Below are 23,184 nucleotides of genomic sequence, written 5' to 3'. Positions count from 1 at the left end.
CCCAGGATGCACACGACTTCCTTATTCTTTGGCGGATGGGCAATCCGTCAAGAACGGAAAAAGGATGCGTCTTGAAACTGACTCTTGAACCCACAGCGGATCAGCTCGCGAACCTGCGCGGTTGCCGTGTGTCGCCGCCGATCGCTCAGCCTTGGGGCGACAGCTGCCGGATCGTCGAATGGATCGACACCGGCGGACAGATCTCGCGCCGCGTGGTGGCCGAGGATGTCACGCCCGATCAGGTGCGCGCGACGATTCGGGCACACGTGCAGGGCCGCAAGCATATGCTCGTCGATGACGAGCGGCAGCCGAGGCAGACATTGCCGCGGAGATAAGCGGAGCGACAGGGCGGCCTTGGCCGCTTTTTGTTTTTGGGCGTCCGCCTTGAGCCGGTCAAAGTGAGCCGGTCAGGTTGCGAGCGTGCGCCGATACGCCGCCTGCTTCGTGCTGCATCGCGTTGTCTTGTGCTGCTTTGAGCCGCTTTGAGCCGCTCCCCGCGCTCACGGTTGCGAGTCGCTCCAACGCATATCGACGTTGCCAGGGGCGGCATCGTCCGCGCCGTCGTGTTCCTCCGTGGCATAGGCCTCCGGGTTGAACAGCGGATGCTGCGCGGCCTCGGCCGGCGTCAGTACCGGCGATACACAGCAGTTCATCGGCTCGAGCAGCTGGATCCATTCGCCGAGCGTTTGCGTGGCAAATAGCTCGCTCAATTCCTGGGTCAGTGTGACTGCGTCTTTTCCGCCGATCGCTTGCCCGAGACTCCAGTGGCGCTTGGCCCAATCGGGCCGGTTGAGCGCTGTGCACAGCGTTTCCCAGAACTTGAGTTCCAGCGCCGCGAGCGCGAGCCAGCGGCCATCGCGCGTGCGGTACAGGTTGTAGCATGGCGCGCCGCCGTTCATCAGGCCGGCGCCGGGCGCGGGCGCGTTGCCGTCGTTCACCAGCCCGACGTGCGCGACGATATTGTGCGCATGCGTTGCGTGCGTCATCGACACATCGACGTAGCGGCCTTCGCCGCCGCGCGCGACATGCCACAGCGACGCGAGTATCTGCGTGACCGCGCTCAATGCGCCGCCGAGCAGGTCCGCGATCTGGAAGTTCGGCAGCACGGGCGTGCCGTCGCGCGACGCAAGTTGATCGAGCACGCCGGCATAGCTGATGTAGTTCAGATCGTGCCCGGCCAGTTGCGCATACGGCCCGCTGGAACCGTAACCGGTGATCGCGCAATATACGAGCTTCGGATTCAGTTCGCGCAACGCGTCGTAGCCGAGACCCAGCCGTTCCATTACGCCTGGCCGAAAGCTTTCGATGACCACGTCCGCCTCACGCGCGAGCGCGGATAGCACCGTGCGGCCCGCTTCGGTTTTCAGATCGAGCCGTGTCACGCGTTTGCCGCGATTGACGATCTGATAGAACACGCTGGGCCGCCCTTCGAGCTGGTCCGTCTCGCTTTGCATCATCACGCGCGACGCATCGCCGGCGCCGGGCGCTTCGATCTTCAGCACGTCGGCACCCATCTCGGCAAGCCGCAGCGTCGCGACCGGGCCCGGCAGAAGGCGCGTCAGGTCGATCACGCGCAAGCCTTTCAGTGCATCAGCGGAAGACAATGTCACCCTCCTGTCGTTGGCGGTGTCCGCGCATACGCGCGTGCGCCGTGGGCTGCTCAGTTGGCCGGTCCGTCGGACGATCCATCAGCCAATTCATCAACCGATCTGTTCGAGTTCCTCGTGGGCTTCGAGCCATTGCGCTTCGAGCGTTTCGAGCCGCGTGGCGACTTCGCCTTGACGGCGCAGCGCGTCGGTCAGCTTCGTCTTCAGCTCGGCGCCGTAACTGGCCGGGTCCGCGACGAACGCATCGAGCGCGGCCTTCTCGGCGTTCAACGCGTCCATGTCCTTTTCGATCTTCGTAATGCGCGTTTGCAACGGCCTTTTCAGATGCGCGAGCTTCTGGCGCGTTTCCGCGTCCTGGCGGCGCTGTTCCTTGCGGTTCAACGCGGTGTCGCCATTTGCGTTGCCGTTGACGCTCGCGCCGCTCATGCCGTTCTGCGCCGCTTCGGCCGCCTTTAACGCCGCACGCTGGTCGGCCGCATGCTGCAGCAACCAGTCGCGGTAGTCGTCGAGGTCGCCGTCGAATGGCTGCAGCCGGTGCTTGGCGACGAGCATGAACTGATCCGTCGTCGCGCGCAACAGATGCCGATCGTGCGACACGAGGATCAGCGTGCCTTCGAATTGCGCGAGCGCCATCGTCAACGCATGACGCGTTTCGAGATCGAGGTGGTTAGTCGGTTCGTCCAGCAGCAGCAGATTGGGCTTTTGCCAGATGATCAGCGCAAGCGCGAGGCGCGCTTTTTCGCCGCCTGAAAAAGGCGCGATCGCGGCCGTCGCCATATCGCCGGAGAAGTTGAAGCCGCCGAGAAAATCGCGCAACTCCTGCTCGCGTGTATCGGGCGCGAGGCGCGCGAGATGCTGTAATGGGGAGTCGTCAATGCGCAGCGTTTCGAGCTGATGCTGTGCGAAATAGCCGATACGCAGCCCCTTGCCTTGATGCAGATGGCCGCCCAATGCGTCGAGCGTGCCGGCCAGCGTCTTGATCAGCGTCGACTTGCCCTGGCCGTTCGCGCCGAGCAGCCCGATGCGTTGGCCGTTCTGGATCGACAGCGTCACCTGTTCGACGATCGGAATTTCGCCGCCGTCGTCGGCACGATAGCCGCACCGTACGTCGTCCATTACCAGCATTGGATTGGGCGCGGCATCCGGCGCGCGGAACTCGAAGGTGAACGGCGACGCGGCGTGCGCAGGCGCGATCAGCTCCATCTTCTCGAGCGCTTTCATCCGGCTTTGCGCCTGACGTGCCTTGGTGGCCTTGGCCTTGAAGCGGTCGATAAAGCTTTGCAGATGCTGGACGGTTTTCTGCTGCTTCTCGTAAGCGCTTTGCTGCAGCGCGAGCTGCTGGGCGCGCAGGATTTCGAACTGCGAGTAGTTGCCGCCGTAGCGCTTGACCTGCTGGTTCTCCAGATGCAGCGTAACATTGCACACCGAATCGAGGAACTCGCGGTCGTGCGAGATGACGATCAGCGTGCCCGGATAGCGGTGCAGCCAGTCTTCGAGCCAGACGATCGCATCGAGGTCGAGGTGGTTGGTCGGTTCGTCGAGCAGGAGCAGGTCGGAGCGGCACATCAGCGCTTGCGCGAGATTCAGCCGCATCCGCCAGCCGCCTGAGAAACTGCCGACGCTCATCCGCGTTTGATCGAGCGTGAAGCCAAGGCCGAGCAGCAACGCTTCGGCGCGCGCGGGTGCGGTGTAGCCGTCCGCGTCCGCGAATGCCGCATGCGCTTCGGCTTCGGCTGTGCCGTCATGCGCGGCTGACGCGGTGGCGATACGCGCTTCGATCGCGCGCAGTGCGGCGTCGCCATCGAGCGTATAGTCGAGCGCGCTTTTTTCGACCGCGGGTGTTTCCTGCGCGACATGCGCGATCTGCCAGGACGGCGGCAACGAGAAGTCGCCCGCGTCCGCGTGTAGTTCGCCGCGCAACACGGAAAAGAGCGTCGACTTGCCCGCGCCGTTCGCGCCGACGAGCCCGGCTTTTTCGCCGGGGTTCAGCGTGAACGACGTCTGTTCGAAAAGCGGTTTCGTGCCGCGCGCAAGACTGAATTGATTGAAGCGGATCACAACAGGGCCGGGCTGGAGAAAAACGCTATTTTAGACTGTGCCGCCCGTCGACAGGCATCGTCCGTTTGGCCGACTTGTACGAAAGCCCCGCGTACGTAAACTGACAACTTTCATCGGGAGCGCATATGGCAAAACCGGCAAACACATCGATCTACTCTTTCTCAGCGCGCGCGCTCAATGGCGAGTCGATCGGCTTCGAGCGCTATCGCGGCAGGCCGCTATTGATCGTCAACACCGCGAGCGAGTGCGGGTTCACCCCGCAGTACGCGGGCTTGCAACAGCTCCATCGGCAATACGCGGCGCGCGGGCTCGAGGTGCTCGGCTTTCCGTGCAACCAGTTCGGCAAGCAGGAACCCGGCGACGCGCAGCAAATCGGCAGCTTCTGCGAACGCAATTTCGGTGTGACGTTCCAGATGTTCGAGAAAATCGACGTAAATGGGTCGGCTGCGCATCCGCTGTACAAGTATTTGACGCAGGTCGCGCCGGGGCTGCTCGGTTTCGCGAGAATCAAGTGGAACTTTACGAAGTTCCTGGTCGACCGCGACGGCAACGTCGTGAAGCGGTATGGGCCGCGCACGAAGCCCGAAGCGATCGTCGACGATATTGAGCGGTTGCTGTAGCACATGTTGCCAGGGCGGGGAATCGTCGCGTGACTGCATGGGCTGGAGCCGGCCGCGTCGCCGTACCGGCGCGCGCTACTGCGCCACTTGCGTGAAGCGGTGCGTCACGCCACGCCGCGCCACGCCGCGCCACGTCGCGCAATGCCGGGGCACCGGCGCGAACCGGCGCTGGCCTTACAGGATCGGCGCAAACAATCGCGCCACGTGCATCGCCATGCGCCGCCAGGAGGGCGACTTTCGATATTCGCTGCGGTCGATTTCAAACGATTCGGCGAAATCGCGCAGTAGCATCGCTTCGACTTCGGCGGCGAAGCCGCTGTCGATTGTCAGCACCATGATTTCGAAGTTCAGCCGGAACGACCGGTTATCGAGATTTGCGCTGCCGACCGCAGCCGCCACGTCGTCGATCAACACCACCTTCTGGTGCAGGAAGCCGGGTCGGTAGCGGAATACCCGCACGCCCGCGCGCACCGAGTCATACGCATAGAGCCGCGACGCTTCGAACACGACGATATGATCGCGCCGGCTCGGAATCAGGATGCGCACGTCCACGCCGCGCATCGCCGCAAGCCGCAACGCGGAAAACACCGCCTCATCGGGCACGAGGTACGGCGTCGTGATCCAGATGCGCTTGCGTGCGGCGCTGATCGCTTCGACGAAGAACAGCGAACAGGTTTCCTGCTTGTCGGCAGGGCCGGATGGCAAGACGAGACAGTGCATGTCGCCGGCGTTATCGTCCGCCGGGGAAGGGCGGGCTTGCGTCGTTGCGCCGGGTGCCGGTGTCGATACCGGCGCGGCTCCCGATGGAGAGGGCGCCGCGGCGCGCTTGTCGAGCGGTGTCGCGGCCGGCGTTGCAGCCGCAATCGCGGCCGGAGTCGTAGCTGAAATGGCAGCCTGATTTTCACCCGGCATCACGTCGATTTCGGCCGCGGGCTCGTCCGTCTGCGCCGCCCCCGATGCGGCGAGCGCAACGCGCACCGAAGCCGCTACTGCTGCTGTCCGGACAGGTTCCTCAGCCATGGCTGTGGCGGTCGTGCGCGCGCGCGGCGGCACTTCGAGTGGCGGCAACTGCTGCGTCGCCCAATACCAGTCCTCGGTGAACACAAACTGGATGCTCGCGACCGCCGGCCCGCGCACCTCGATATGCGTGTCGCGCCAGGGCGATAGCGGCGGCTTGCCACCCAGATATTCGACGCCGATGTTATGACCGCCGACAAACGCACGCTCGCCATCGACGACGACAATCTTGCGGTGATTGCGGAAGTTGAGCTGGAAGCGGTTGACGAAACGCCGGTTGGTCGCGAACGGATGCATCTCGACGCCGCCCGCGCGCATCGCGGCGACATAGCGATGCGGCAGATCGAAGCTGCCGATGCTGTCGTACAGCACGTATGCGCGTACGCCTTGCGCGACTTTCGCGATCAGCGCGTCCTTGATCAGTTCACCGAGCGCATCCGCGCGCACGATAAAGAACTGCACGATCACATAACTGCGCGCGCTTTCGATTGCTTCGAGAATGGCCGAGAACGTCGCCTCGCCGTTGACGAGTGTGCGCACCGAGTTACCCGACACGAACGGCATGCCGGACAGATGCGTGAGCGAGCGCACCAGATGCTCACCGAGCGCTTGCGTCGGGCGTCCCTGCGACGATGGATGGGTTTGCCACTCGGGCGGATGTGCGCGCGTGCGCAGCAGTTCGTTGCCGAAGCGGCGCGCGTCGACGTAGCCGGCGAACTTGCTGCGCCCGAGAAACAGATACGGAATCAGCGTCAGATAGGGCATCGCGACCAGCGATACCGCCCATGCGATCGCGCCTTGCGACGTACGGGTATGCAGGATCGCATGGCATGCGGCAATGACACCGAGCAGGTGACAGAAGAACACCAGCGTGCCGATGTGAAGCAGATCGAATCGCATAAGCGTGCAAAGGATCGTTTCGCTCAAACCAGCTTGATCTTACTGCACGACAACACCCTTCGCGTGCGCGGTGTCGCATTCGAATTCTCAAATCCGCTTCTCAATCGCGCGCGCAAGCAGACTGACCTGCAACGCTCAGCCGGGCAAGTCGCACTGCTGCAGCAGGAACACATTGTCGTCCCCCGCGCTGGTCGACAGCCAGACGAGATTGAGCCCGCCAAACACCGCTTCGACGTTCGCGCGCTCGTTGCCGATCTCGACCACGAGCACGCCTTCGTCGGTCAGCCAGTTGCGCGCGTTGCTGACAATGCGCCGCACAACATCCATCCCGTCCGCACCGCCCGCGAGCGCCATGTCGGGCTCGTGCCGATACTCGGCAGGCAGCGTTTGCATCGACGTCGCATTCACATACGGCGGATTCGCGATGATCACGTCGTAGCGCCGCTCGGGCAGCGGCGTAAACAGATCGCCCTCGAACAGCGCGATGCGTTCGTCGAGTTCGTAGTCGGTCACATTGAGCGTCGCCACTTCGAGCGCGCCCGGCGACAGATCGACCGCGTCGATGTCCGCATTCGGAAACGCGTGCGCGGCGAGAATCGCGAGGCACCCGGAGCCGGTACAGAGTTCGAGCACCGCGGAAACCTCTTCAGGATCTTCGACGTACGGCTGCAATCCGTCCTGCAGCAGTTCGCCGATAAACGAGCGCGGCACGATCACACGCTCGTCGACCCGAAACCGGTAGCCATGCATCCACGCTTCCTGCGTGATATACGCGGCCGGCACGCGTTCGGTCGCGCGCCGCTCGATGACCGTCAGCACCGCATCGATTTCCTCGGCCGTCAGACGCGCATCGAGAAACGGATCGAGCAGATCGAGCGGCAGATGCAGCGTATGCAGCACCAGATAGGCCGCTTCGTCATACGCATTCGCGGTGCCGTGGCCGAACGACAGCTGGGCCTGATTGAAGCGCGACACCGCATGGCGCAGTACGTCGCGCACGGTCGAGAACGGGTGAGAAGCCGGATAGGACGGAGAGGTCATCGCAACGGTTCCTCGGGTCAGGCGATCAGTTGTTCGAGCACGCGCCGGTACACGTTCTTAAGCGGCTCGATGCAGGCAATGTCGATGTGCTCGTCGATCTTGTGGATGCTCGCGTTCGGCGGGCCGAATTCGATCACCTGTTTGCAGATCCGTGCGATAAAGCGGCCGTCCGACGTCCCGCCGGTCGTCGACAGTTCGGGTGTGAGACCGGTTTCGGCGCGAATCGCGTCGCAAAGCGCGTCGGACAGCGCGCCGCGCGGCGTGAGGAACGGCAGTCCGCTGACCGACCACGTGAGATCGTAGTCGAGCCCGTGCCTGTCGAGAATTGCGTGCACGCGGCTTTGCAGCCCCTCGACCGTGCTCGCGGTCGAAAAACGGAAGTTGAACATCAGCTCCGCGTGGCCCGGAATCACATTGGTCGCACCGGTGCCGCTGTGCAGGTTCGAGACCTGCCAGGTGGTCGGCGGGAAATACTCGTTGCCTTCGTCCCAATGCTCGGCGACCAGTTCCGTCAGGGCCGGCGCCAGCAGATGGACCGGGTTCTTCGCAAGGTGCGGATACGCGATATGCCCCTGCACGCCCTTGACGATCAATTTGCCGGACATCGAACCGCGCCGGCCGTTTTTCACCATGTCGCCGAACTTTGCATTCGACGTCGGCTCGCCGACCACGCAGAAGTCGAGGCGCGTGCCGCGCGCGGCGAGCGCTTCGACCACCTTGACGGTACCGTCGGTGGCGACGCCTTCCTCGTCGCTCGTGATCAGAAAGCCGATCGAGCCGCGATGCCGCGGGTGAGCGGCGACAAACTCTTCGCTCGCGACGACAAAGCCCGCTAGCGAGGTCTTCATATCCGCCGCGCCGCGGCCGTACAGCTTGCCGTCACGATGGGTCGGTTCGAACGGCGGCGATGACCATTGCTCGGCCGGACCGGTCGGCACGACGTCGGTGTGGCCGGCGAACACCAAAAGCTTGCCGTCGGTGCCGGCGGTGCCTTGCCGTACTGCCCACAAATTCGTCACGCCATTCGATTCGATCGTTTCGCACGCGAAGCCGACCGCAGCCAGGCGCTCGGTGATCAGACGCTGGCAATGCTGGTCGTCGGGTGTAACGGATGCGCGTGCGATCAGCGCTTCGGTAAGGGCAAGGGTGCCGGACATGATGTCGAAACTGCGGTTGGTCACTTCGAATGAAAAAATGCCGGCCCACGAGATCGGCGGGGCCGGCAACGGCTATCGTAAAGTAAAACGTGCTGCGTCGACGTGCTGCCGCGACGCAGTCTATGCAAACAGCGTCGTGTATTGATCCTCGGCAAAACCAAGCGCTTTCACGCGCCCGTTGACCACGACCACCGGCCGTTTGATGACCGAAGGCTTGTGAATCATCAGCGCGATCGCGCCGGCCTCGCTATCGGCTTCGGCCTTCATGTCGTCCGACAGACCGCGCCATGTGGTGCCGCGCCGGTTGACGAGCGATTCGAGCGGCACATCCTTCAGCCAGTCGCGCACCAGCGGCTCGGATACGCCCGCTTTCCTGAAGTCGTGAAACTCGAACTCGACACCATGTTCTTCGAGCCACACGCGGGCTTTCTTCACGGTGTCGCAGTTCGGAATGCCATACACGACGATCGTATTCGCCGCCGCTTTGCGCGATCCCATCAGTCGCCTCGCAACAGTTCGTTCAGGCCGACCTTCGCGCGGGTCTTCGCGTCGACCTTCTTGACGATCACCGCGCAGTACAGGCTGTGCGTGCCGTCCTTCGACGGCAGGTTGCCCGCGACCACGACCGAACCGGCCGGAATTCGGCCGTAGCTGACTTCGCCGGTTTCGCGATCGTAGATCTTCGTGCTTTGTCCGAGATAGACGCCCATCGAAATAACCGAGTTTTCCTCGACGATCACGCCTTCGACGACTTCCGAGCGCGCGCCGATAAAGCAGTTGTCTTCGATGATGACCGGGTTGGCCTGCAGCGGCTCGAGCACACCGCCGATACCGACGCCGCCCGACAGGTGCACGTTCTTGCCGATCTGCGCGCACGAGCCGACGGTGGCCCACGTGTCGACCATCGTGCCTTCGTCGACATACGCGCCGATATTCACATACGACGGCATCAGCACGACGTTCTTCGCAATAAACGAGCCGCGGCGCGCGACAGCCGGCGGCACGACGCGGAAGCCGCCGGCGGCGAAGTCTTCAGCGGTGTAATTCGCGAACTTGCTCGGCACCTTGTCGTAGAACTGCGTGAAGCCGCCAGCCGGCATCGGCGCGTTGTCCTCGAGGCGGAACGACAGCAGCACCGCTTTCTTCAGCCACTGATTGACGACCCACGCACCGTCCTTCTTTTCGGCGACGCGCATCTGGCCTTTGTCGAGTTGCTCGAGCGCGTGCGCGACCGCATCGCGGATCTCGGCGGGCGCGGCCTTCGGCGAAAGGTTCGCGCGGTTTTCCCACGCGTTGTCGATGATCTGCTGAAGTTGTTGCGACATAGGTTCGTGACCGGTTGAATAGAAAAGGGTGGAATACAGAAGAGGATGCGTCGGCGCCGGGTCTCGGATTTTCGTCGGGTTCGTCGGATTTTGTCGACTATCGGCGCCCGTGTTCAGCGTCGGAGCCCGCGGCAGAAATCGACGATGCGCTGCGCGCCTTCGGTGCATTCGTCGACATCGGCGACCAGCGCGATGCGCACGAAGTCGCGGCCGGGGTTGATGCCATGCGCGGTGCGCGCGAGATACGAGCCGGGCAGAACCGTCACATTATAGTCGGCGTACAGACGCTGGGCGAAGCCGGTGTCCGACAGTCCCGTGCGCGCGACATTCGCCCACAGGTAGAACGCGGCGTCGGGCAGACGCACATCGAGCACGCTGGCGAGCATCGGCGTGACCGTCGCGAACTTCCGCGCGTACTTCGCGCGGTTTTCGCGCACGTGCGCTTCGTCGTTCCACGCGGCGATGCTAGCGGTCTGATAGACGGTCGACAGCGCGGCGCCGTGGTAGGTGCGGTACAGCAGAAACTGTTTGAGAATTGCGGCATCGCCCGCGACGAAGCCCGAACGCATGCCCGGCACGTTCGAGCGCTTCGACAGGCTCGACAGCAGCACCAGCCGTTCGAAACCGCGGCCCAGCCGGTGCGCCGCTTCGAGGCAGCCGAGCGGCGGTTTCGCTTCGTCGAAGTAGATTTCCGAGTAGCACTCGTCGGACGCGATCACGAAGCCGTAGCGGTCCGACAGCGTGAACAGTTCGCGCCAGTCGTCGAGCGTGAGCACCGCGCCGGTCGGATTGCCTGGCGAGCAGACGTAGAGCAGTTGCGTGCGTGCCCACACGTCGGCCGGCACGGCCGAGTAGTCGCACGCGAAATTGCGTGCCGGGTCGCTGTTCGCGAAGTACGGCTGCGCACCCGCGAGCAACGCGGCGCCTTCATAGATTTGATAGAACGGGTTCGGACAGAGTACGATCGCAGGCTCGCCGGCGGCATTGCGGCGCGGATCGATCACCGTTTGCGCGAGTGCGAACAGCGCTTCGCGCGAGCCCGATACCGGCAGCACCTGCGTGGCCGGGTCCAGCGGCGGCAGTTGGTACCGCTGCGCGACCCAGTTCGCGATCGCCTCGCGCAGCGGCTGCGCGCCGAGCGTGGCCGGGTACGAGGCGAGGCCACCCAGCGACGCGATAACCGCGTCGCGAACCAGCGCAGGCGTCGGGTGTTTCGGCTCGCCGATGCCGAAGCTGACCGGCTTGACACCGGCGGGCGGCGTAACGTCCTTGAACAGCAGACGCAGCTTTTCGAACGGATAGGGTTGCAGCGACTCGAGTAGCGGATTCACGTGACAGGCCGGGTCGGAATGAAAGCGGGCGATGACGCCGCCGCGATGCAACCGCGGGCGGACGCGGCTAAGCCAGCAATTATAGCTTGGCGGCCCGGACTCCAAACGCCAGCGCGCAACCGGAGCCGGCGGTTTTCCGCGGCCGCGCGCGAGGATCGGCGTCGCTGAGCGCATCATCACCGCGTCGCATGCGGTGCGGTCACAGGCAAACGAATATCGTTAAAAGGAGAAACGATGCGAGCACGCATTGCTCGAGCGGACAACTGGAAGGACGCATCGCCGATCACGGATGCGGCCCGATGAATACGCCGTTCGACGTTGGGCCCAATGTGCGGCCCGAATTGCCCCCGGATTCCCGGGCCAGTAACGGTTTCGCCGGCGCGCCGACGCTCGCGATCCTGTTCGGCGCGTCGGTGTGGGGCGTGGTCTGGTATCCGCTGCGCACGCTGGCGGGGCTTGGCATTTCCGGCACCGCGGCCAGCGCGCTGACGAGCGCCGCCGGTTGCCTGTTCGTGCTGCTGCTCAAGCACCGCTCGATCGCGACGCTCCGCTGGCACTGGCTATTGCCCGCGCTCGCGCTGGCTGCGGGCGTGACGAATCTCGGCTTCGTCTGGGGCGCGATTCACGGCGAAGTAATGCGCGTGCTGCTGCTGTTCTATCTGACACCCGCATGGACCGCGCTGTTCGCGCACTTCCTGCTACGCGAACGGCTCACATGCGCGGGCGCCGCGCTCGCGGCATTGTCGCTGGCGGGTGCGATGCTGATGCTGTGGTCGCCGCGCCTCGGCCTGCCGGTGCCCGGAAGCCTCGCCGAATGGGCGGGTCTGGCCGGCGGCATGGGCTTTGCGATGAGCAACGTGCTGACGCTGAAAACGGTGCGCGAGTTGCCCGCGATGAAGGCGGAGATGCGCACCGCGACGATCTTCGCCGGTGCGGCGCTGTTGGGCGCGTGCGCCTCGCTGTTCGAAGCGATGCCGGCGCCGCCGGCCGGCGCGCATCTGGCGCTGGCGGCGTCGCTGGTGGTCGCGCTCGGCGTCGTGTTGGGCACAAACAACATGCTGGTCCAATATGGACTCGCGCGCGTGCCGGCCAACCGCGCATCGATCATCATGTTGTTCGAGATTGTCGTGACCGCGCTGTCCGCGTGGCTGCTGGCTGGCGAAACTCCGGGGCCGCGGGAGTGGGCGGGTGGCGCGTGCATCGTGCTCGCGTCGGCGCTGTCAAGTCGCGTGCACCGGAGCAAAAGCGCGTCGCAGCCGGGCGACGACAGCGATCCGGAGCGCCGGAATCGCTCACGCGCGATGGTATGATTGCCGCTGCTTTAGCGAGACATAAGCTTGCGCCAGTACGGACGCATGAAGTTGCGCATCACGATGCGCTCTCGCATGCGCCGGCCGATGCGTCGGTGGCGCCCGGGCAGTTTCATGAGCGGATACCCGGGCGGTCCATTTCCTTTTTCTCTTTTCAATCAGCGATATCGCCGTGCGTCTGACCTCGATCAAACTCGCTGGCTTCAAATCTTTCGTCGATCCCACGCATTTCCAGGTTCCGGGCCAACTGGTTGGCGTGGTCGGTCCTAACGGGTGCGGCAAATCCAACATCATCGATGCCGTGCGCTGGGTGCTCGGCGAATCGCGTGCGTCCGAATTGCGCGGCGAATCGATGCAGGACGTGATTTTCAACGGCTCGACCGCGCGCAAGCCGGGCAGCCGCGCGAGCGTCGAGCTGGTATTCGACAACGCCGACGGACGTGCCGCCGGCCAGTGGGGCCAGTATGCGGAGATCGCCGTCAAGCGCGTGCTGACGCGCGACGGCACGTCGAGCTACTACATCAATAACCTGCCGGCACGCCGCCGCGACATCCAGGACATCTTCCTCGGCACCGGTCTTGGCCCGCGCGCGTACGCGATCATCGGGCAGGGCATGATCGCGCGGATCATCGAAGCGAAGCCCGAAGAGCTGCGCGTGTTTCTCGAGGAAGCCGCGGGCGTGTCGAAGTACAAGGAGCGCCGCCGCGAAACCGAGAACCGCCTGCACGATACGCGCGAGAATCTGACGCGCGTCGAAGATATCGTGCGCGAACTGTCGGCGAATCTCGAGAAGCTCGAAGGCCAGGCGGTCGTCGCGACGAAGTTCAACGAGTTGCAGGCCGAAGGCGAAGAGAAGCAGCGTCTGTTGTGGCTGTTGCGCAAGAACGAAGCAGGCAACGAACGCGAGCGTCAGCAGCGCGGCATCGAGCAGGCACAGATCGACCTCGAAGCGCATACCGCGAAGCTACGTGAAGTCGAAGCGCAACTGGAGACGCTGCGCGTTGCGCATTACTCGGCAAGCGATGCAATGCAGGGCGCGCAAGGCGCGCTCTATGAAGCGAACGCGGAAGTGAGCCGTCTCGAGGCGGAGATCAAGTTCATCGTCGAATCGCGCAATCGCGTGCAGGCGCAAATCGCCGCGCTCGCCGCGCAGCGCGAGCAGTGGCAGTCGCAAGCGGAGAAGGCGCGCGGCGATCTCGCGGATGCCGAAGAACAGTTGATGGCCGGCGAAGAGAAAGCCGCCATTGCCGAAGAGGCCGCCGCGACGAAGCACGACGCGCTGCCCGCGCTCGAAGCGCGCTGGCGCGATGCGCAGACGCAACTGAATGACGAGCGCGCCGGCATCGCACAGACCGAGCAGGCGCTGAAGCTCGAAGCGGCGCATCAGCGCAACGCGGATCAGCAGTTGCAGCAGCTGCAGCAACGCCACGAGCGGCTGAAGGCGGAAGCCGGCGGCCTTGACGCGCCGGACGAGGCGCAGCTCGAAGAAATGCGCATGCAGCTGGCCGAGCACGAAGCGATTCTGACGGACGCGCAGACGCGCCTCGCCGACGCGCAGGAAACGCTGCCGCGCCTCGACGCGGAGCGCCGCGACGCGCAGGAACGCGTGCAGAAGGAAAGCGCGCAGATCCATCAGCTCGAAGCGCGCCTTGCGGCACTGAAGCAGCTGCAGGAGAACGTGCAGACCGAAGGCAAGATCCAGCCGTGGCTCGACAAGCACGAGCTCGGCGCGCTGCCGCGTCTGTGGAAGAAGCTGCATGTCGAAGCGGGATGGGAAACCGCGCTCGAGTCGCTGCTGCGCGAGCGTCTCGCGGCGCTCGAAGTGTCGAATCTCGACTGGGTGAAGGCGTTCGCGACCGATGCGCCGCCGGCGAAGCTCGCGTTCTATTCGCCGCCGCTCGCCGGTCAGCCGGCTGCGGCGCCCGGTGGGCTGCGGCCGCTGCTGTCGCTGGTGCGCATTGACGACGCCGGCCTGCGCGCGGTGCTCAACGACTGGCTCGGCCACGCATTCGTCGCCGACGATCTTGCCCAGGCGCTGCAGATGCGCTCGCAACTGCCGGAAGGCGCTGCGTTCGTCGTGAGGGCGGGGCACGTGGTGACGCGCGTCGGCGTGCAGTTGTACGCGGCCGATTCCGAGCAGGCCGGCATGCTTGCGCGCCAGCAGGAAATCGAGAACCTGACGCGCCAGGTGCGCGCGCAGGCGCTGCTCGCCGACGAAGCGAAAGCGGCCGCAATCCGTTCCGAGGCCGCGCATACGCAAGCGTCGCAAACGTTGAACGACGCGCGGCAGCAGGCCGAGCGCGCGACGCAGCGCGTGCACGCGCTGCAGATGGACGTGCTGAAGCTGACTCAGGCGCATGAGCGCTACATGCAGCGCAGCACGCAGATTCGCGAGGAACTCGAAGAGATCACCGCGCAGATCGACGAGCAGCGCGCGCTGCGCACCGAATCGGAAGCGAACTTCGAGCGGCACGATGGCGAACTGGCCGAGTTGCAGGCGCGTTTCGAAGATCATCAGCTGGCGTTCGAGTCGCTCGACGAGGAATTGACGAATGCGCGCGGCCAGGCGCGTGACCTCGACCGTGCGGCGACCGATGCGCGTTTCGAAGCGCGCAATATGGCGAGCCGCATCGAAGAACTGAAGCGCAGTATCCAGGTCGCGCACGAGCAGAGCGAACGGGTGGACGGTTCGCTCGAAGATGCGCGCGCGGAGCTCGAGACGATCAACGAGCAGACCGCGCACACGGGCCTGCAGGATGCGCTCGCGGTGCGCGCGGTGAAGGAAGAGGCACTGCATGCGGCGCGTCTCGAACTCGACGACCTGACCGCCAGGCTGCGCGAAGCGGACGAAACACGGTTGACCGCGGAGCGTGCGCTGCAGCCGCTGCGCGATCGGATTACCGAACTGCAGCTGAAGGAACAGGCGGCACGGCTGAACGCGGAGCAGTTCATCGAGCAACTGACCGCGGCCGGTGTCAACGAGGCCGACCTGCAGGCGAAACTTACACCGGACCTGAAGCCGTCGTACCTGCAAGGCGAGGTCACGCGCATTAACAACGCGATCGTCGCGCTCGGACCGGTGAACATGGCCGCGCTCGACGAACTGAAGGCAGCCACCGAGCGAAAGACGTTCCTCGACGCGCAATCGGCGGACCTGACCAACGCGATCGAAACGCTCGAAGACGCGATTCGCAAGATCGACCAGGAAACCCGTACGCTGCTGCAGGGCACGTTCGACGAAGTGAACCATCATTTCGGCGAGCTGTTCCCGCGCCTGTTCGGCGGCGGCCAGGCGAAGCTGATTATGACCGGCGACGAAATTCTCGACGCCGGCGTGCAGGTGATGGCCCAGCCGCCGGGCAAGAAAAACTCGACCATTCACCTGCTGTCGGGCGGCGAAAAGGCGCTGACCGCGACGGCGCTGGTGTTCGCGATGTTCCAGCTGAATCCGGCGCCGTTCTGTCTGCTCGACGAAGTGGACGCGCCGCTCGACGACGCGAATACCGAACGGTTTGCCAACCTCGTGCGGGCGATGTCGGATAAAACGCAGTTCCTCTTCATTTCACACAACAAGATTGCGATGGAAATGGCGCAGCAGCTCATTGGCGTGACGATGCAGGAGCAGGGCGTATCGCGAATCGTCGCGGTCGACATGGAAACTGCTGCCGGTTTTGCCCAAAATATCGTTTAAACGGGTCGCGCGCGTCGTGTGGTCGGGCGGGTTCGAACGCCGGCGCGGATGACCGGACACCGTTTCCGCGCGCTGCGGCGAATGCCGGCGATGCGCGGCAGCCGCGGTGCGGGTTGGGGCGGTGCCGGACAGCGATGAGCGTCGCATAGAGAAGAATTGCTGATGGAGCATGCATGGACGAGTTGACACTCGGGTTAATCGGCGCGGGCGCCGTGGTGGTGGGGGGCGTGGTCGTCTATAACGCGTGGCAGAGCGCGAAGGTGCGTCGCCGGATGCCGCGGCCAATGCCAGGCGAAGCCGCCGATCCGATGTCGCGCGACGACCACGAAGAGCAGAGCCCGTTTATTGCGCCGGCACGGCCGACGGCCCGCCGTAGCGGCGCGCCGGGCGAGTCCGAGGATGACGCGCTGCGCGTCGAGCCGACCTTCGGCGCGGCGGCGCCGCTCGATACGCCGGCCGATATCCAGGCCGAGCGGACTTCGCCGAATGGATTTCCGGAAGATGAAGGCACTAGCGCCGGGTATCGCGAGTCAGTGCCGGCACACACGGCACAACCCGGTGCCGACGGCGAGCCGGTCGAACCGATCATGCCGGCTGCGACAACCATCTCGGCCGCGCCGCCGGCGGTTGTCGACCGGCGCATCGACTGCATCGTGCCGATTCGCCTCGGCGCGCCGGTGGCTGGCGACAAGGTGCTGCCGCTTGCGCAGCGGCTGCGTCGCGCGGGCAGCAAGCCGGTGCATATCGAAGGCAAGCCGGAAGGCGGTGGCACGTGGGAACTGCTGCAAAACGGCGTGCGCTATGAAGAACTGCGCGCGGCGGCGCAGCTTGCGAACCGCAATGGGCCACTGAACGAACTGGAGTTCTCCGAGTTCGTGAGCGGCGTGCAGCAGTTCGCCGATGCACTCGATGGCGCCCCGGAGTTTCCCGACATGATGGAAACCGTTTCGATGGCGCGCGAACTGGACGGCTTTGCCGCGCAATGCGATGCGCAACTGTCGATCAACGTGCTGTCCGATGGCGCACCGTGGTCCGCGAACTACGTGCAGGCAGTCGCGTCGCAGGACGGGCTGCTGCTGTCGCGCGACGGCACGCGCTTCGTGAAGCTCGATGCGAAGCAGAGCCCGGTCTTTATGCTGCAGTTCGGCGACACCAACTTCTTGCGCGACGACCTCACGTACAAGGGCGGCCAGATGATCACGCTGGTGCTCGACGTGCCGGTCGCCGACGAAGACATCCTGCCGTTCCGTCTGATGTGCGACTACGCGAAATCGCTGTCCGAGCGCATCGGCGGACGAGTCGTCGACGATCAGCGCCGGCCGCTGCCGGAGCCCGCGCTGCTGGCGATCGAAAAGCAGTTAATGACGCTGTACGCGAAGCTCGAGCAGGCCGGCATTCCAGCTGGGTCGCCGGTGACGCGACGGTTGTTCAGCCAGTAAGCGGACTGCGCGCGGCCGGCTGCCTCGTTCGGGGCCGCGCGCTTCATTCGATCTCCTTCGGCGAAACGCCGCTGCTGATCCACGCCTTGATCGCCGCAACGACGGCGTCGTCCTTGCCAAAGAACCCGTGGTGAGATCGTGCTTCGCACGGTCCGCTGCGCACATCGCCGCCGTGCACTGCGATCAGCGGGTAGCCGCCGCTTTGCGCAATCCGCTGTGCGGCGGCGAACGAACAGAGAAAGCATGCGTCGTCGACGTGATGCACGAATAGCTGACGTGCGGCAATCGCGCCATAGTCGAAGCCGATCAATGGAGTCGCCTGGCCGCGCGCCGGGCTGCTGAGCGTCGACGTATGCACGACCGCATCCCATGTGTCGGGCAGCGCGCGGCCGACGAAGGCCGACGAGATCGTGCCGCGGCTCGTGCCGATCAGCACGAGCCGTGCGACCGGAAAACGCGCACGCAAATCGGCGGCCACGCGAGCGACATCCTGCGCATGGCGAGCGGACGCGCGAAACGCGTCGGAATAGCCGCCGGGCTGATCGGATGGCGCGTCGACCAGTGCAGTCGCGAAGTGATCGTCGGCAAAGAGCGTGCGGGTGCGCACAAGAAAGTTGTTCTTCTCGCGCAGATGCAGCGAGCCGTCGTCATCCATTCGCAGATCGAGCCGGCCCTCGCTGCCCGCGAACATCACGAGCACCCACTGCGGCTGACTGTCGTCTTTCTGCGTGAGCAGATAGCTGATCGACGCGCGTTCGTCGAGCGCGACCTGCACGATCTGCCCGGCCGCTCGCGCGCGGTTCGCGAGCGTAAGCAACAACAGCGCCGTTACCACCCACACGGCGATCCGGCGCATCGTGCGGCTCGCATTGGCTGCGGATGGCGGCACGGTGACGGGTTCGAAACGCTTCATCGATGTCTCTCGCGATGCGCCTTTGCAAGACGCGATGCATGTTCAGGGTTGCCAAGGTCGCATCGGCGGCGTGCACTGTCAATCGCGTGGCACAAGCGTTGGCCGAACGGCCAGCGCAAACGGAACGTGAGTGCTGGGCCATCGTTGTGCCGGCTTCATGCTTATCGCCCCGTGCATCTTTGGATGTTTGCGCGCGCACGGAACTGGCCGTTCGGCCGATGTCACGCGTGACGCTTCCTGAGATAATCTGGCGTCTGAACCTTATCTGCGAAACTGCTGACAGCATGGTCCGAACACCGTCATCCCGTCCCGCCAGCCGCGCTGCGGCGAGCGCTCCCGCCGAGCGTGCGCTGTCGCTGCGCGAGCAGCTCGAACACGCGAACTACGCGTACTACGTGCTCGATCAGCCGGAGCTGCCCGACGCGGAATACGACAAACTGTTCAAGGAACTGGAGCAGATCGAAGCGGAGCACCCTGATCTCATCACGCCCGATTCGCCGACGCAGCGCGTCGGCGGCGAAGTGGCGAGCGGCTTCGAGCCCGTCGTGCACGACATGCCAATGCTGTCGCTGAACAACGGTTTTGCCGATGAAGACATCGTCGCGTTCGACAAGCGGGTCTCCGATGCGCTCGGCCATACGCCGGTCGACTACGCATGCGAACTGAAGTTTGATGGACTGGCCATTTCGCTGCGCTATGTCGACGGCAAATTCGTGCAGGCCGCGACGCGCGGGGACGGTGCGACCGGCGAGAACGTTACCGAAAACGTTCGCACGATCCGTTCGATTCCGCTGACGCTCAAAGGCAAACGCGTGCCGAAGGTGCTCGATGTGCGCGGCGAAGTGCTGATGTTCAAGCGCGATTTCGAACGGCTGAACGAACGGCAGCGCGACGCCGGGCATCGCGAGTTCGCTAATCCGCGTAACGCGGCGGCGGGCAGTTTGCGGCAGCTCGATCCGAAGATCACCGCGCAGCGGCCGCTGTCGTTTTTCTCGTATGGGATCGGCGTGCTCGAAGGCGGGCCGATGCCCGACACGCACAGCGAATTGCTCGACTGGTACCACGAGATGGGCTTGCCGGTGAACAGCCAGCGTGCGGTCGTGCACGGCGCGCACGGACTGCTTGGGTTCTTCCACAAGGTCGGCGAGAAGCGCGATGCGCTCGCGTACGACATCGACGGCGTGGTGTACAAGGTCAACCGGCGCGACCAGCAGGATGCGCTTGGCTTCGTGTCGCGCGCGCCGCGCTTTGCGCTCGCGCATAAGTTCCCCGCGCAGGAAGCGTTGACGAAGCTGCTTGCGATCGACGTGCAGGTTGGCCGCACTGGCGCGATCACACCGGTTGCGCGGCTCGAACCGGTGTTCGTCGGCGGCGCGACGGTCACCAACGCGACGCTGCACAACGAAGATGAGGTGCGCCGCAAGGATATCCGTATCGGCGATACGGTGATCGTGCGCCGCGCCGGCGATGTGATTCCCGAGGTGGTCGGCGCGCTGGTCGACCGGCGCCCGGCTGACGCAGCGGAATTCGTGATGCCGACTGCGTGCCCGGTGTGCGGCTCGGCGATCGAGCGGCTGCCCGACGAAGCGATCGCCCGTTGCACTGGCGGCCTGTTCTGTCCCGCGCAGCGCAAGCAGGCGCTGTGGCACTTCGCCCAGCGTCGCGCGCTCGATATCGACGGGCTCGGTGAAAAGATCATCGACCAGCTGGTCGAGCAAAACCTCGTGCGCACGCCGGCGGATCTGTTCAATCTCGGCTTCGCGACGCTCGCCGCGCTCGACCGGTTTGCCGACAAGTCCGCGCAGAACCTGCTCGACTCGCTGGAAAAAGCAAAGCATACGACGCTCGCGCGGTTCATCTACGCGCTTGGCATCCGGCACGTCGGCGAATCCACCGCGAAAGATCTCGCCAAACATTTCGGCGCGCTCGATCCGATCATCTCCGCAAGTGTCGAAGAACTGCTCGAGGTGAACGACGTCGGTCCGATTGTCGCCGAGGCCATCCATCAGTTCTTCGCTGAAGAGCACAACCGTACGGTTATCGAGCAGCTGCGCGCGCCGGGACGGGTAACGTGGGTGGAAGGACCGCCGGCGCCCAGGGCGCCGCAAGGCGTGCTGGCCGGCAAGACGATCGTGCTGACCGGTACACTGCCCAATCTGGCTCGCGAGGAGGCGAAGGAAATGCTCGAGGCGGCGGGCGCGAAGGTGGCAGGTTCGGTGTCAAAAAAGACCGACTACGTGGTGGCCGGCGCGGAAGCGGGCAGCAAGCTCGCGAAAGCAGAGGAACTCGGCATCCCCGTACTCGACGAAGAAGGTATGCGCAAGCTTCTGGAGGGGCAGACAACATGATTCGCGAAATTCTGAAGATGGGCGATCCCCGCCTTTTGCGGATTGCCAATCCCGTCGATCATTTCGATACGCCCGAACTGCACGAGCTGATCAAGGACATGTTCGAGACGATGCACGACGCGAATGGCGCGGGCCTTGCGGCGCCGCAGATCGGCGTCGATCTGCAGGTCGTGATTTTCGGTTTTGGGCACAGCGAACGTTATCCGGACGCACCGTCGGTGCCTGAAACGGTGCTGATCAACCCGACCATCACGCCGGTGTCGCAGGACATGGAAGAGGGTTGGGAAGGGTGCCTGTCGGTGCCCGGGCTACGCGGTGTCGTGAACCGGTTTTCAATGATCCGCTACCACGGCTTCGACCAGTTCGGCAAACCGATTGACCGAGTCGCGGAAGGTTTTCATGCGCGCGTCGTCCAGCATGAATGCGATCACCTGATCGGCAAGCTATACCCGATGCGGATTACCGATTTTTCGAAGTTCGGCTTTACGGAAGTGCTTTTTCCCGATCTCGATCCACGCAGCGACGACTGAACGCGATGCTCGGGCGGGTTATGGGTCCGCGCACGACGCCGGAAAAACTAAAAGCCCATGTTGCTCTGAAGTTCAGAAGCGGCATGGGCTTTTTGATTGCTTCATTGGGGAAACGGCAGCGCATCGCGGACGCACGCGTTAGCGCATAAAGCGCCGTTGACCGTTCAGAACGACTCGTCCGTGGAAAGATAACGCCACTGCCCCTGCGGCAGTGCGCCCAGCGCAATTTGGCCCATTCGCACCCGCTTAAGGCCGACCACCTGCAGTCCGACGAGTTCGCACATCCGCCGGATCTGGCGTTTTTTCCCTTCACGCAGCACGAAACGCAGTTGCTCGCCGTTTTGCCAGCTGACCTGCGCGGGTTTGAGCGGAATGCCGTCCAGCTCGAGGCCATGACGCAATTGCGCGAGCGCTTCGCGCGGGAAGTGCTGTTCGACGTCGGTTTCCACGTCGCCGTAGGTGACGCGCACCAGGTATTCCTTGTCGACCTCCGAATGGCCGCCGATCAGTTGCTTCGCGACGCGGCCGTCCTGCGTCAGAACCAGCAGGCCGGTCGAATCGATGTCGAGGCGCCCGGCCGGTGCAAGCTGGCGCAGATGCGCGACGGAAAAGCGGATGTCGCTACGGTCGCCTTCCCAGCGGTTGTCCGGCGTGACGAGCGTGATGGCCGGCTGGTAGCCGTCTTCCGCCTGGCCCGACACATACCCGACCGGCTTGTGCAGCAGGATCGTCACCTGACGCGCCTGCGCGGCTTCGGCGGCCGGATCGATGTCGATAGTCACGTCAGGCCGCACGCGCGTGCCGAGCGTGTCGATTCGTTCACCGTCGACGGTGACCCAGCCCTTTTCAATCCATTCGTCCGCTTCGCGGCGTGAGCACAGGCCGAGTTCGGACATCAGCTTCGACAGACGCAGCATGCCCGGCGCATCTTCGCGCTCGCGACGCGGTGCGCGTTCACCGACCTCGGCCGGCGGCGGGGCGGCCTTGCGCACGGGCTTTGCGGTCTTGGCGCGCGGCTGGGTAGCTGCCGCTGCGCGCGGCGTGCGTTCGTCCTGCGCCGCGTAGGACCCTTTGACCGGCCGCGCGTAAGTCCGCTCGCCGCGGCCCGCCGATTCGCTTGCGGCTTTTACCGGCCGGCCGCGCGTGGACGACGGGCTGCCGGCGTCGCGCGGCGCGCGGGCGCGGGGCGTCGGAGCGCCGTCGGCCGTTGAGCGCGAGCGGTACGGCGCATCGCCACCGCGCGTCGGTCGTTTCGTGTCGTCCGGGCCACGCGCGTCGCGATAGGGTTGGCGTGGCCGCGTGTCGTCCGCGAAGCGGGGCGGGCGTTCATCATCGCGGCCACGCGGTCGGCGTTGAGGTGCGTCGTCGGAAGAGCGACGAGGACGTTGATCGTCGGTGCTACGTGGCCGGCGCGAAGGGGCGTCGGCCGCAAAGCGCGACGGACGTTCGCCGTCGCTGCTACGCGGTCGGCGTTGAGGCGCGTCGTCGGAAGAGCGACGAGGACGTTGATCGTCGGTGCTACGCGGCCGGCGCGCAGGGGCATCGGCCGCAAAGCGCGACGGACGTTCACCGTCGCTGCTACGCGGTCGGCGTTGAGGCGTGTCGTCGGAAAAGCGACGAGGACGTTCGCCGTCGACGCTGCGTGGCCGGCGTTGCGGTGCATCGTCAGCAAAGCGGGACGGACGTTCACCGTCGCTGCTGCGCGGCCGGCGTTGAGGCGCGTCGTCGGAAAAACGCGACGGGCGTTCGCCGTCGCGGCTACGGGGGTCGCGCTTGCCGCCGGCCGGACTGCCTTCACCGCGTCGCGTCGCGGTCATGCTCGTGGACGGACCGCGCGCCGCGCGCTCGCCGCCTGGCCGAGGTGGCTGACCTTCCACATCGGTCGCTCGGGTGCGTG

General features: G+C 64.8%; 17 protein-coding genes. 7 read left to right on the top strand and 10 right to left on the bottom strand.

Annotation, left to right across the window (positions count from 1 at the left end; translation table 11 throughout):
- The first annotated feature begins 71 nt into the window (after positions 1-71).
- The gene (locus BX592_RS25750; RefSeq protein WP_243849728.1) at positions 72-335 is read left to right on the top strand and encodes a DUF2866 domain-containing protein; all 264 of its coding nucleotides are present in this window, start codon (positions 72-74) and stop codon (positions 333-335) included.
- A gap of 165 nt (positions 336-500) precedes the next feature.
- On the opposite strand, the gene BX592_RS25745 is transcribed toward BX592_RS25750, so the two are convergent.
- The gene (locus BX592_RS25745; RefSeq protein ID WP_134196012.1) at positions 501-1,586 is read right to left on the bottom strand and encodes a CoA transferase; all 1,086 of its coding nucleotides are present in this window, start codon (positions 1,584-1,586) and stop codon (positions 501-503) included.
- A 114-nt stretch (positions 1,587-1,700) separates the two neighbouring features.
- Positions 1,701-3,665, bottom strand: a complete 1,965-nt coding sequence (locus BX592_RS25740) for an ATP-binding cassette domain-containing protein (RefSeq protein ID WP_134195942.1) — start codon at positions 3,663-3,665, stop codon at positions 1,701-1,703.
- A 125-nt stretch (positions 3,666-3,790) separates the two neighbouring features.
- Here BX592_RS25740 and BX592_RS25735 point away from each other — a divergent pair, with 125 nt between their 5' ends.
- Entirely contained in the window at positions 3,791-4,285 is a 495-nt protein-coding gene (locus BX592_RS25735; protein WP_134195940.1) for a glutathione peroxidase, read from the top strand.
- Between the two features lie 174 nt (positions 4,286-4,459).
- On the opposite strand, the gene BX592_RS34615 is transcribed toward BX592_RS25735, so the two are convergent.
- From BX592_RS34615 to dapC, 6 genes are all read right to left on the bottom strand, one after another.
- Positions 4,460-6,202: a cardiolipin synthase gene (locus BX592_RS34615; RefSeq protein WP_243849726.1), complete on the bottom strand. Its 1,743-nt coding sequence runs from the start codon at positions 6,200-6,202 to the stop codon at positions 4,460-4,462.
- Between the two features lie 135 nt (positions 6,203-6,337).
- The gene (gene prmB / locus BX592_RS25720; protein ID WP_134195938.1) at positions 6,338-7,243 is read right to left on the bottom strand and encodes a 50S ribosomal protein L3 N(5)-glutamine methyltransferase; all 906 of its coding nucleotides are present in this window, start codon (positions 7,241-7,243) and stop codon (positions 6,338-6,340) included.
- 17 nt (positions 7,244-7,260) lie between these two features.
- The gene (dapE, locus tag BX592_RS25715) at positions 7,261-8,400 is read right to left on the bottom strand and encodes a succinyl-diaminopimelate desuccinylase (protein WP_134196010.1); all 1,140 of its coding nucleotides are present in this window, start codon (positions 8,398-8,400) and stop codon (positions 7,261-7,263) included.
- A 120-nt stretch (positions 8,401-8,520) separates the two neighbouring features.
- Positions 8,521-8,898, bottom strand: a complete 378-nt coding sequence (locus BX592_RS25710; protein ID WP_134195936.1) for an ArsC family reductase — start codon at positions 8,896-8,898, stop codon at positions 8,521-8,523.
- Positions 8,898-9,725 carry a 2,3,4,5-tetrahydropyridine-2,6-dicarboxylate N-succinyltransferase gene (gene dapD / locus BX592_RS25705; protein WP_134195934.1) on the bottom strand — a complete coding sequence of 276 codons (828 nt, stop codon included), beginning with the start codon at positions 9,723-9,725 and terminating at the stop codon, positions 8,898-8,900. The genes BX592_RS25710 and dapD overlap by 1 nt, the downstream gene beginning before the upstream one ends.
- A 113-nt stretch (positions 9,726-9,838) precedes the next feature.
- Positions 9,839-11,056, bottom strand: a complete 1,218-nt coding sequence (gene dapC / locus BX592_RS25700) for a succinyldiaminopimelate transaminase (protein WP_134195932.1) — start codon at positions 11,054-11,056, stop codon at positions 9,839-9,841.
- Positions 11,057-11,355: 299 nt separating this feature from the next.
- Between dapC and BX592_RS25695 the strand changes: the two genes are divergently transcribed.
- The 3 genes from BX592_RS25695 to BX592_RS25685 all read left to right on the top strand — a co-directional run bounded on the left by BX592_RS25695 (position 11,356) and on the right by BX592_RS25685 (position 17,496).
- Entirely contained in the window at positions 11,356-12,366 is a 1,011-nt protein-coding gene (locus BX592_RS25695) for a DMT family transporter (protein WP_134195930.1), read from the top strand.
- A gap of 172 nt (positions 12,367-12,538) precedes the next feature.
- Entirely contained in the window at positions 12,539-16,057 is a 3,519-nt protein-coding gene (gene smc, locus BX592_RS25690; protein WP_134195928.1) for a chromosome segregation protein SMC, read from the top strand.
- Positions 16,058-16,230: 173 nt separating this feature from the next.
- Positions 16,231-17,496: a cell division protein ZipA C-terminal FtsZ-binding domain-containing protein gene (locus BX592_RS25685; RefSeq protein ID WP_134195926.1), complete on the top strand. Its 1,266-nt coding sequence runs from the start codon at positions 16,231-16,233 to the stop codon at positions 17,494-17,496.
- 43 nt (positions 17,497-17,539) lie between these two features.
- Here the strand turns inward: BX592_RS25685 and BX592_RS25680 are convergent, their stop codons facing one another.
- The gene (locus BX592_RS25680) at positions 17,540-18,409 is read right to left on the bottom strand and encodes a DUF2920 family protein (RefSeq protein ID WP_243849725.1); all 870 of its coding nucleotides are present in this window, start codon (positions 18,407-18,409) and stop codon (positions 17,540-17,542) included.
- A gap of 284 nt (positions 18,410-18,693) precedes the next feature.
- Here BX592_RS25680 and ligA point away from each other — a divergent pair, with 284 nt between their 5' ends.
- A complete protein-coding gene (gene ligA, locus BX592_RS25675) occupies positions 18,694-20,757 on the top strand; it encodes an NAD-dependent DNA ligase LigA (RefSeq protein WP_134195924.1) in 2,064 nt (687 codons plus the stop codon).
- Positions 20,754-21,287 carry a peptide deformylase gene (gene def / locus BX592_RS25670; protein ID WP_134195922.1) on the top strand — a complete coding sequence of 178 codons (534 nt, stop codon included), beginning with the start codon at positions 20,754-20,756 and terminating at the stop codon, positions 21,285-21,287. Before ligA ends, def begins: the two co-directional genes overlap by 4 nt.
- Before the next feature lie 164 nt (positions 21,288-21,451).
- Here the strand turns inward: def and BX592_RS35055 are convergent, their stop codons facing one another.
- A complete protein-coding gene (locus BX592_RS35055) occupies positions 21,452-22,279 on the bottom strand; it encodes a pseudouridine synthase (RefSeq protein WP_341804901.1) in 828 nt (275 codons plus the stop codon).
- Positions 22,280-23,184: the final 905 nt, after the last annotated feature.

Origin of the sequence: Paraburkholderia rhizosphaerae (assembly GCF_004366595.1) — a bacterium.
GTDB classification, from domain to species: Bacteria; Pseudomonadota; Gammaproteobacteria; order Burkholderiales; family Burkholderiaceae; genus Paraburkholderia; species Paraburkholderia rhizosphaerae.
Note: the sequence above shows the minus strand (reverse complement) of the source record. Positions and strands in the feature narration are given on the sequence as shown.